General features: G+C 62.3%; 9 protein-coding genes and 1 riboswitch. Of the genes, 1 reads left to right on the forward strand and 8 read right to left on the reverse strand.

Annotated elements, in window-relative coordinates; translation table 11 throughout:
* From B3H86_RS11020 to cyoA, 8 genes are all read right to left on the reverse strand, one after another.
* Positions 1 to 905: phosphomethylpyrimidine synthase ThiC (locus tag B3H86_RS11020; RefSeq protein ID WP_292053869.1), on the reverse strand; the 905-nt coding region annotated here is incomplete at its 3' end.
* 105 nt (positions 906 to 1,010) lie between these two features.
* Positions 1,011 to 1,130: riboswitch (TPP riboswitch) on the reverse strand.
* Between the two features lie 55 nt (positions 1,131 to 1,185).
* A complete protein-coding gene (locus B3H86_RS11025) occupies positions 1,186 to 1,722 on the reverse strand; it encodes a response regulator transcription factor (protein ID WP_292053881.1) in 537 nt (178 codons plus the stop codon).
* Between the two features lie 5 nt (positions 1,723 to 1,727).
* Positions 1,728 to 3,044, reverse strand: a complete 1,317-nt coding sequence (locus B3H86_RS11030) for an ATP-binding protein (protein ID WP_292053871.1) — start codon at positions 3,042 to 3,044, stop codon at positions 1,728 to 1,730.
* Positions 3,041 to 3,805, reverse strand: a complete 765-nt coding sequence (locus B3H86_RS11035) for an SURF1 family protein (RefSeq protein WP_292053872.1) — start codon at positions 3,803 to 3,805, stop codon at positions 3,041 to 3,043. Before B3H86_RS11035 ends, B3H86_RS11030 begins: the two co-directional genes overlap by 4 nt.
* Before the next feature lie 8 nt (positions 3,806 to 3,813).
* Complete coding sequence (gene cyoD, locus B3H86_RS11040) at positions 3,814 to 4,191, reverse strand: cytochrome o ubiquinol oxidase subunit IV (protein ID WP_292053873.1); 378 nt, start codon at positions 4,189 to 4,191, stop codon at positions 3,814 to 3,816.
* Entirely contained in the window at positions 4,191 to 4,835 is a 645-nt protein-coding gene (gene cyoC, locus B3H86_RS11045; RefSeq protein ID WP_292053874.1) for a cytochrome o ubiquinol oxidase subunit III, read from the reverse strand. The genes cyoD and cyoC overlap by 1 nt, the downstream gene beginning before the upstream one ends.
* A 4-nt stretch (positions 4,836 to 4,839) precedes the next feature.
* Positions 4,840 to 6,852 carry a cytochrome o ubiquinol oxidase subunit I gene (cyoB, locus tag B3H86_RS11050; RefSeq protein WP_292053875.1) on the reverse strand — a complete coding sequence of 671 codons (2,013 nt, stop codon included), beginning with the start codon at positions 6,850 to 6,852 and terminating at the stop codon, positions 4,840 to 4,842.
* Positions 6,853 to 6,860: 8 nt separating this feature from the next.
* The gene (cyoA, locus tag B3H86_RS11055) at positions 6,861 to 8,156 is read right to left on the reverse strand and encodes a ubiquinol oxidase subunit II (RefSeq protein WP_292053877.1); all 1,296 of its coding nucleotides are present in this window, start codon (positions 8,154 to 8,156) and stop codon (positions 6,861 to 6,863) included.
* Positions 8,157 to 8,304: 148 nt separating this feature from the next.
* Here cyoA and B3H86_RS11060 point away from each other — a divergent pair.
* Positions 8,305 to 8,863 (forward strand): MFS transporter (locus B3H86_RS11060; protein WP_292053879.1); only part of this gene is annotated, 559 nt, incomplete at its 3' end.

The raw sequence follows: 8,863 nt of genomic DNA on the forward strand, positions 1-8,863 counted from the left end.
TCCACGCCCTGCTCGGCCTGCTCAATCAGCGTGTCGCGGAACACCTCCCACGTCAGGTCCTCGGCAATGCCGTTCACCTTTTCCAGCGCTTGATAGAGCGGCACCGTACCGATCGGCACAGGGGCGTTGCGGATGATCCATTCGCGGATGTTGTGGATGTTGCGGCCCGTGGACAGGTCCATCACCGTGTCCGCGCCCCAGCGGATGGCCCAGACCATCTTGTCCACCTCCTCGGCCATCGATGAGGTGACCGCCGAGTTGCCGATATTGGCGTTGATCTTCACCAGGAAGTTTCGGCCAATCGCCATCGGCTCCAGTTCGGGGTGGTTGATGTTGGCCGGAATAATGGCGCGGCCACGGGCGATCTCGTCGCGCACGAACTCGGGCGTGACGAAATCGGGAATGGCGGCACCGAAGCTTTCACCATCCCGCACCATCTGCTCGCGCATCTGCTGGCGACCGAGGTTTTCGCGGATGGCGACAAACTCCATCTCGGGTGTGATGATACCGGCGCGGGCATAGGCCAACTGCGTCACCGCCCTGCCCGCCGTGGCGCGGCGCGGCGCGTTTCGCACCGGAAACTCCGGTGTCATCCTTTCGGGTGAGACGAATCCGTTGTCTGCGGGCTGGATGGTCCGGCCCTCATAGATCTCGGTATCGCCCCGTGCGGAGATCCAGCTTTCACGCAACCGCTCCAGGCCCTGTTCGATGCGGATCGTCTTGGCCGGATCGGTATAGGGGCCGCTGGAATCATAGACGGTGACGGGCGGCTCGTTGGCGCTGGGGTGCAGCGCGATCTCACGCAATGGCACGCGGATATCGGGGTGCAGTACGCCCGATCTGAAAATCTTGGTCGATGCGGGAAGCGATCCCGTGGTGACGGTAAGGTCAGGGGTAGAAGTCATGTCAGGCTCCTTGCTCGCAAGCATTGGAGACCCAGACACGGACGGAAGGGGGAATGGGCGTATCGGGGCGCAACCATCGCCGGAAACCAGCCGGACCAGTCGCGCCAAATGGCACCCGCACCGTCCCTACGCCAGTGTGAACTGGATCAGGTTCATAGGGTCCCTGCGCTGCCGGATGGCGTAGCAGTATCTCAGCCCCTTGTCGGGACACCCCTGGTGAGACCTGATGTGTGGGATGGATTACCCGCCGTGTCAACGCGGGTATGCGAGTGGCGTTCGCTCAGGTGACGCGGCGTTTTTCCAGTTTGCGGGCCAGCGTGCGGCGGTGCATGCCGAGGCGGCGGGCGGCCTCGGAGATGTTGAAGTCGGTTTCCACGAGGGTTTCGTGGATGCGCTCCCACTCCAGCGTCTTGATCGAGGTGGGGCGGGCGGTCAGCGGGGCCGAGGCATCGCCGCTTTCCTTAGAGAAGGCCGCCTCGATTTCATCGGTACCGGCGGGCTTGGCCAGATAGTGACGCGCGCCCAGCTTGATGGCCTCGACCGCCGTGGCGATGCTGGCGAACCCCGTCAGGACGACGATCACCATCTCCGGATCGAAGGCATGCAGTTCCTGCACGCAGGTCAGGCCCGAGGACGTGCCCAGTTTAAGATCCACCACGGCATACTGCGGGCGCTGGTTGGCCAGCACCAGCCGCATGTCCTCTGGGCTGCGGGCCGACAGCACCTGATAGCCACGCCGCTCGAACGAACGGCGCAGGGTGCGTGCGAACGACTCGTCGTCCTCGACGATCAGCAGGCTGCGGGCATCATCGGTCATGGTGCTCATTTCGGGGCCAATGCCTCGGTCGGCAAGCGGAGCTGCACACTAGCACCGCCCTCGCGACGGTTCGAGGCGACAACTTCGCCCCCCAGGGTACGCATGGTGTTGACCAGAAGGAACAGGCCCAGCCCCGCTCCCGCCCTGCCCTTGGTGCTCTGATAGGGCTGGCCCAGACGCGAAAGGATCTGCTGCGGGATTCCCGGACCGTCATCCAGGAAGGTCAGAATGATCTGCTCGCCATCCGCAACGGCATTGAGGACCAGCGATCCGGCCTCGGCCTCGGCGGCGTTGTCAATCAGGGCGCTTAGAACCTGACGCAGGGCTTCGTCGGCGATGATGAACGGGTCATGCGGACTGGGGCCGATCTGCTCGACCTTCAACGCCGTGCTGCCGCGCTCGTGCCACTCCTGCACCACTTCGCCAAGGAAGGACGACAGGCGCATCACCCGCGGCGATTGTCCGCGTGCGGCACCGGCAGCCATCAGAATATTGGTGACAATCGATTTGCAGCGATCCACCTCGGACTGCATCTGCTCGACATCGGCCAAAAGCTCTGGATCATCCTTGATGGCCGCGATGTGCCGCCAGTCGCCCAACAGCACACTGATGGACGCCAGGGGCGTGCCCAGTTCGTGCGCCGCGCCCGATGCCAACAGCCCCATACGGACGATGTGTTCATGCTCGGCCGCTTGCTGGCGGCTCTCGGCCATCCAGGCGTCGCGGGCGCGGACGTTGCGGATGGTGCGGCTGACAAAAGCAGCCAGCAGTACCGCGATCAGCATGAAGTTGATGATCGCGCCCTGCATCAGCAGGCCCAGCCGTTCGTCCGCCCCTTCAGGCAGGAGCAGCGGCCTGTGCATCAGGGCCAGTGCCGCCATGATGGCACTGGTGCCCAATACGAAAATCCACACATAGCGACGGCGCAGCAGCACCGCCGCCAGCACGATCTGCATCACGAACAGGGCCGAGAAGGGATTGCTGGCCCCGCCGCTGAAATAGAGCAGCCACGTCAGGGCCCCTGCGTCGATGCACAGGGCGGTGAAAATCTCGCCGTCCGTAATCGCCAGCCGCCGGCGAACCAACGGAAGGCTGACAAGGTTCAGAACCACCAGAACCGTTGGGGCCAGCAACAGCCATCCCAGTGGCAGCGGGATGCCATAGCCCCAGTGGACAACAGCAATGGTCAGGGCCTGCCCCACCACGGCGAACCAGCGCAACTGGATCAGCAGCAACATGTTGCGCCGCCCTGCCGCGCCCGGCGGAAGCGGGGCTCCGTCGGTCTGTCCGGTCAGGAGGTCAAACAGGGACCCGATTTTCAATGCCTTGCCATCTCCTTGCGGCGGCGCTCTCGCAGGAAGAGGACCATGCCCACCAGAGAGCCCGCTGCCAAGCCGAACCAGGTCAGGGCATAGACTAGGTGGCTGTTGGCGAACTTGATCACCGTCATACCCGCACGCGGAAAGGCCGCAGGGTCAGCCCCCTCGATGGTCTGTGCATCGATGAAATAGGGCGCCGCTTTCAGGCCCTTGGCGGCTGCGATGGCGTCGACATCGCGCGAGAACCAGTTGTCGAGGTTCGCATCGTTTTCACGCAGGAAACCGCCCTTGGGCTCACTCAGGCGCAACAGGCCGACGACCTCGCCGTCCTGCGGACCCTCCGGAAGGTCGGCCTTCATGTCCTGTGGCACGAACCCGCGATTGACCAGAACGGTAAAGCCGGAGCGCGTTTCCAAAGGCGTCAGGACCCACCAGCCGCCGCCCAGTTCGGTCACGGCCTTGACCGCAACCTGTGCGTCATAGCGGAAGCGGCCCGAGGCCTTCACACGAAGGTACTCGTGGTCGTCGCGGGTAATGGTGACATCCGGTGCCGGTGCCTCGACGGGGGCGGCATGTACCCGTGTCTCGACCCGCTCGATCAGGGCCAGTTTCCAGCCCAGACGCTGTACCTGCCAGATGCCCAGCGCCATGAACCCCGCGAACAGGATCAGGAATAGCGTCACCACCAATATGCGCCAAAGGCGGCCACCCGTGGGGTGACCGCCTTCAAAACGCACGGACGGAGGATTTTGTCCGTCAGTCATCTCATGCCTCAACCAAAGCTCGGCATGGTGTGGACCGGCATCATGTTCGCGTTCAGATGCCACATGACCCAGATCGAACCGGCGACCGCAATCACCACAACGATCAGGGTGAAGATGAAGGCCAGCATGTTCCAGCCACCTTCCGACTTCGGATGCATGTGCAGGAAGTAGATCATATGAACCACCATCTGCACGGCGGCGAAAGCCACGATGATGATGGCGGTCGCCTGTTTGGGCAGCAGCCCCATCATGACCAGTGCGAACGGGATGGCCGTCAGGACAACCGAGGCGACGAAGCCGATGAAGTAGTCACGGTACGAGCCGTGGTACTCGACCTCGTCGTGATGGTCGTCGTGGTGGGCTTGGTGCGTGTCGTGTGCGCTCATCACAGGGACCCCATCAGATAGACAAAGGTGAAGACGCCGATCCAGATCACGTCAAGGAAGTGCCAGAACATCGACAGGCACATCAGGCGACGTTTGTTGGCCGGGATCAGGCCCTTCATTTTCACCTGCACCATCAGCGTCACCAGCCAGATGATGCCAAAGGTCACGTGCAGGCCGTGGGTGCCGACAAGGATGAAGAAGGCCGACAGGAAGCCGCTGCGTTGCGGGGTCGCGCCCAGGTGGATCAGGTGCTGGAACTCGTAGAGCTCGATACCCAGGAAGGCCAGGCCGAACAGGCCGGTGACGGCCAGCCAGGTCAGGGTCTGGCCGACCTTGCCCTTCATCATCGCCAGCATGGCGAAGCCGTAGGTAATCGACGAGAACAGCAGCATGGCCGTGTTCACCGCGATCAGGTTCAGGTCGAACAGGTCTTTGGGCGACGGACCCGCCGCATAGTTGCCACCCAGCACGGCATAGACCGCAAACAGGATCGCAAAGATGAGGCAGTCGCTCATCAGATACATCCAGAAGCCCAGCATGGTGCTGGAGCCTTCCGGATGGTGCGGCTCGGTTTCAGGGTGCCACAGCGGGGCACCCTTTTCATCGACGTAGTCGGGATTGATGGGAGCTTGTGCAGCGCTCATCGGATCACCCCTTTACCTGCAGTTGGGCCAGGGCGTTGGTCCGAGCATCCTCGGTCGCCACAACCTCTTCCACCGGGATGTAGTAGTCGCGGCGGTAGTTGAACGTATGGGCGATAGCCACGACGATGATCGCGAGGAACGACGCCGCAGCCAGCCACCAGATGTACCAGATCAGGGCCAGGCCACAGATCATGCTAAGCGCCGACAGGATCACACCCGTGCCGGTGTTCGAAGGCATGTGAATGGCTTCGAAACCCTTGGTCGGACGGACGTAGCCGCGCGACTTCATATCGGCCCAGCTGTCCGAGTCATGGATGATCGGGGTCTTGGCAAAGTTGTAGGCCGGCGGCGGCGACGAGGTCGCCCATTCCAGCGTACGGCCATCCCACGGATCGCCCGATTCATCGCGCAGCTTGTCGCGGTTGATGATCGACACGGCGAACTGGATCAGCATGGCCAGGATACCGCAGGCGATGATCGCAACACCCACGGCGGCGATGATGAACCAGATCTGGTAGGCCGGATCGTCAAAGACGCGCATGCGACGGGTCACGCCCATGAAGCCCAGCACATAGAGCGGGGTGAAGGCGACCCAGAAGCCGACCACCCAGCACCAGAAGCTGACGAGGCCCCACTTCTTGTCCAGCTTATAGCCGAAGGCTTTCGGCCACCAGTAGTTGATAGCGGCGAACAGGCCGAACAGCACACCGCCGATGATGACGTTGTGGAAGTGGGCGATCAGGAACAGCGAGTTGTGCAGCACGAAGTCAGCCGGCGGAACGGCCAGCATCACGCCGGTCATGCCACCGATGACGAAGGTCAGCATGAAGGCCACCAGCCACATCATCGGCAGCTCGAAACGGATGCGGCCGCGGTACATGGTGAAGAGCCAGTTGAAGATCTTCGCCCCGGTCGGGATCGAGATGATCATGGTGGTGATGCCGAAGAACGAGTTCACCGACGCACCCGAGCCCATCGTGAAGAAGTGGTGCAGCCACACCAGATACGACAGGATGGTGATGCAGACGGTCGCGTAGACCATCGATGTGTAACCGAACAGGCGCTTGCCCGAGAAGGTCGAGGCGACTTCCGAGAACACGCCGAACAGCGGCAGGATCAGGATGTAGACCTCGGGGTGACCCCAGATCCAGATCAGGTTCACGTACATCATCGGGTTGCCGCCGAAGTCGTTCGTGAAGAAGTTGGTGCCGACGTAACGGTCAAGCGACAGCAGGACCAGGGTGGCGGTCAGGATCGGGAAGGAAGCCACGATCAGGATGTTGGCGCACAGGGAGGTCCAGGTGAACACCGGCATCTTCATCATGCCCATGCCCGGAGCGCGCATCTTGATGATGGTCGCGATCAGGTTGATGCCGGACAGGGTTGTGCCCACCCCCGCGACCTGAAGCGCCCAGATATAGTAATCGACCCCCACGCCCGGGCTGTAGGCAATGCCCGACAGCGGCGGATAGGCCAGCCAGCCGGTACGTGCGAACTCGCCCACGAACAGCGAGGCCATGACCATGATGGCACCCGCCGTCGTCATCCAGAACGAGAAGTTGTTCAGGAAGGGGAACGACACGTCGCGCGCACCGATCTGCAGCGGGACCAGATAGTTCATCAGGCCCGTGATCATCGGCATGGCCACGAAGAAGATCATGATCACGCCGTGGGCGGTGAAGATCTGGTCATAGTGGTGCGCGTTCAGATAGCCCTCGGAACCCCCGAAGGCGATCGCTTGCTGGATACGCATCATGACCGCATCGGCAAAGCCGCGCAGGAACATGACCAGACCCAGGATCATGTACATGATCCCGATCTTCTTGTGGTCGACCGTGGTGAACCACTCTTTCCAGAGATAGCCCCACAGCTTGTATTTGGTCAGGAGCGCCAGCACACCCAGACCGCCAAGAACAACCACGGCAAAGGTGACGTGGACGATCGGGTCGGAAGGGATGGCGTCCCAGTTCAGTCGCCCTAGCAGGGGCGAGAAGCTTGTTGTTTCTTCAGCAGCCATGACGGCACTCAGGATTGCGAGACAGGCGCGGACGCCGTCTCGACAGGAAGGGTTTGGACGCCAACCCGCTCGGCCTTGATAGCCGAGGTTTCAATCGGGGCCGGCTTGGAGCCCGGAACTGCGAGCGCAGCACCGGTCAGGCGGTTGAACGGATCGGCTTGTTGCAGGGCCTGGGCAGTCTGTGCGCGGCGCATATTGGCCTCGACAGCGGCGCGTTCGGCCTCGAGCGGGGTGCAGACCTGCATCACATAGCTTTCGCCATCGCCGAACACAGCCTGACCGCGACGACGGTATTTGTCGTAAACCAGCGGCAGGGTGTTCTTGACGGCATCAAGACCCAGACCGCCCTTGCGGTCGATGTCCATCATCTCGCCCATGCACATCTTGCCGGGCTGGACGCACATGTTGACGATGGCGTTGAACAGGTGATCGTCAACACCGCCGTAATAGGTCACCGGCACCTTCTCGCTGGGGCGTTCCAGCTCGAGGTAGGAATCGCGGTCAAGACCCTGACCGCCGGCGCGGACCTTGGCCACCCACTGGTCGAAGTCGCCCTCTTCCATACCGTGGAAGGCAAAGCGCATGTTCGAGAAACCGTCGCCCGAATAGTTGGCCGAGAAACCGGTGTAGCTGCCCGGACGGTTGATCACGGCATGCAGCTTGGTCTCCATGCCCGGCATGGCGTAGATCTGGCCGGCCAGAGCCGGAATGTAGAAGCTGTTCATCACGCCCGAAGCGGTGATGTGGAAGCGGATCGGACGATCCACCGGCGCGGCCAGCTCGTTAACGGTCGCAATGCCGTATTGCGGATAGATGAACAGCCATTTCCAGTCGAGAGCCACGACCTCGACCTGAAGGACTTCATGGTCGGCGGTGATCGCCTGCGCCTTATCGATACGGTCCAGCGGGCGATACGGGTCGAGCAGGTGGGTACCGGCCCAAGTCACGGCACCCAGGCAGATGATGATCAGCAGCGGAACGGCCCAGATCACCAGCTCGAGATGGGTCGAGTGGTCCCAGTCGGGAGAATAGTCCTTCTCGACCTTCTTGTTCGAGGCGCGGTACTTCCAGGCGAAATACACCGTCAGCGCCATGACAGGCACGATGACGATGAGCATCAGAAGCACCGACACCACCAGAAGGTCGCGTTGCTGCATGGCGATATCACCGGCCGGAGCCAGGACGATCGCCTCGCAGCCCGACAGGGCGGCCATTAATGGCGCAAGGGCGAGCGGCCGCAGCAGACGCGATCTCAGCGCGCGGCGGACCGGATTGGCGGGGGTTGCGGGCAAGGTTTCGGTCATTGCCACGGCCCCGTAGACCCAAGGACAAACATCGGACATTGGACAATCCGTCCTATCCCGCGCGCAGGCTGCGCGGAGCAAAGGAGCGGCTCATTCATTCTATCAATATGGGCGCATTGACGCCCGGTCGCAGAGAACGGCATCTGTCATGAACGCTTCAGGCGCGCCTTCTTCCGAGTCCCTTGAACGGGACGCCAGCCAGATCAACGCGCGACATGGCAAAATCGACGCGGGTGAAATTGCTGTTGGCGTAATTATTGGCCGTACGTCGGAGTTTTTCGACTTCTTCGTCTATGCCATCGCCTCGGTCGTTGTCTTCCCGCAGTTGATCTTCCCGTACGCGGGTCCGCTGGGCGGAACTCTTCTTTCGTTTGCCGTTTTCGCGCTGGCTTTCCTCGCCCGCCCGATCGGCTCCTCGCTGTTTATTGCTGTGGACCGCAAGTTCGGTCGCGGCACCAAACTGACCATCGCCCTGTTCCTGCTGGGCATTTCGACCGTCTGCCTGGGCTTCCTGCCCAGCTATGAGACGGCCGGCCACTGGGCCGCTGTGATGCTGATCGTTCTGCGACTGGGTCAGGGCGTGGCCCTGGGCGGTACATGGGATGGCCTGGCCTCGCTGCTGGCCGTGTCGGCGCCGGCGAACAAAAAGGGCTGGTACGCTATGGTGCCCCAGCTGGGCGCACCGTTCGGCCTGATCGTGGCCAGCG

This window comes from Brevundimonas sp. UBA5866 (genome assembly GCF_002432125.1).
GTDB lineage: Bacteria > Pseudomonadota > Alphaproteobacteria > Caulobacterales > Caulobacteraceae > Brevundimonas.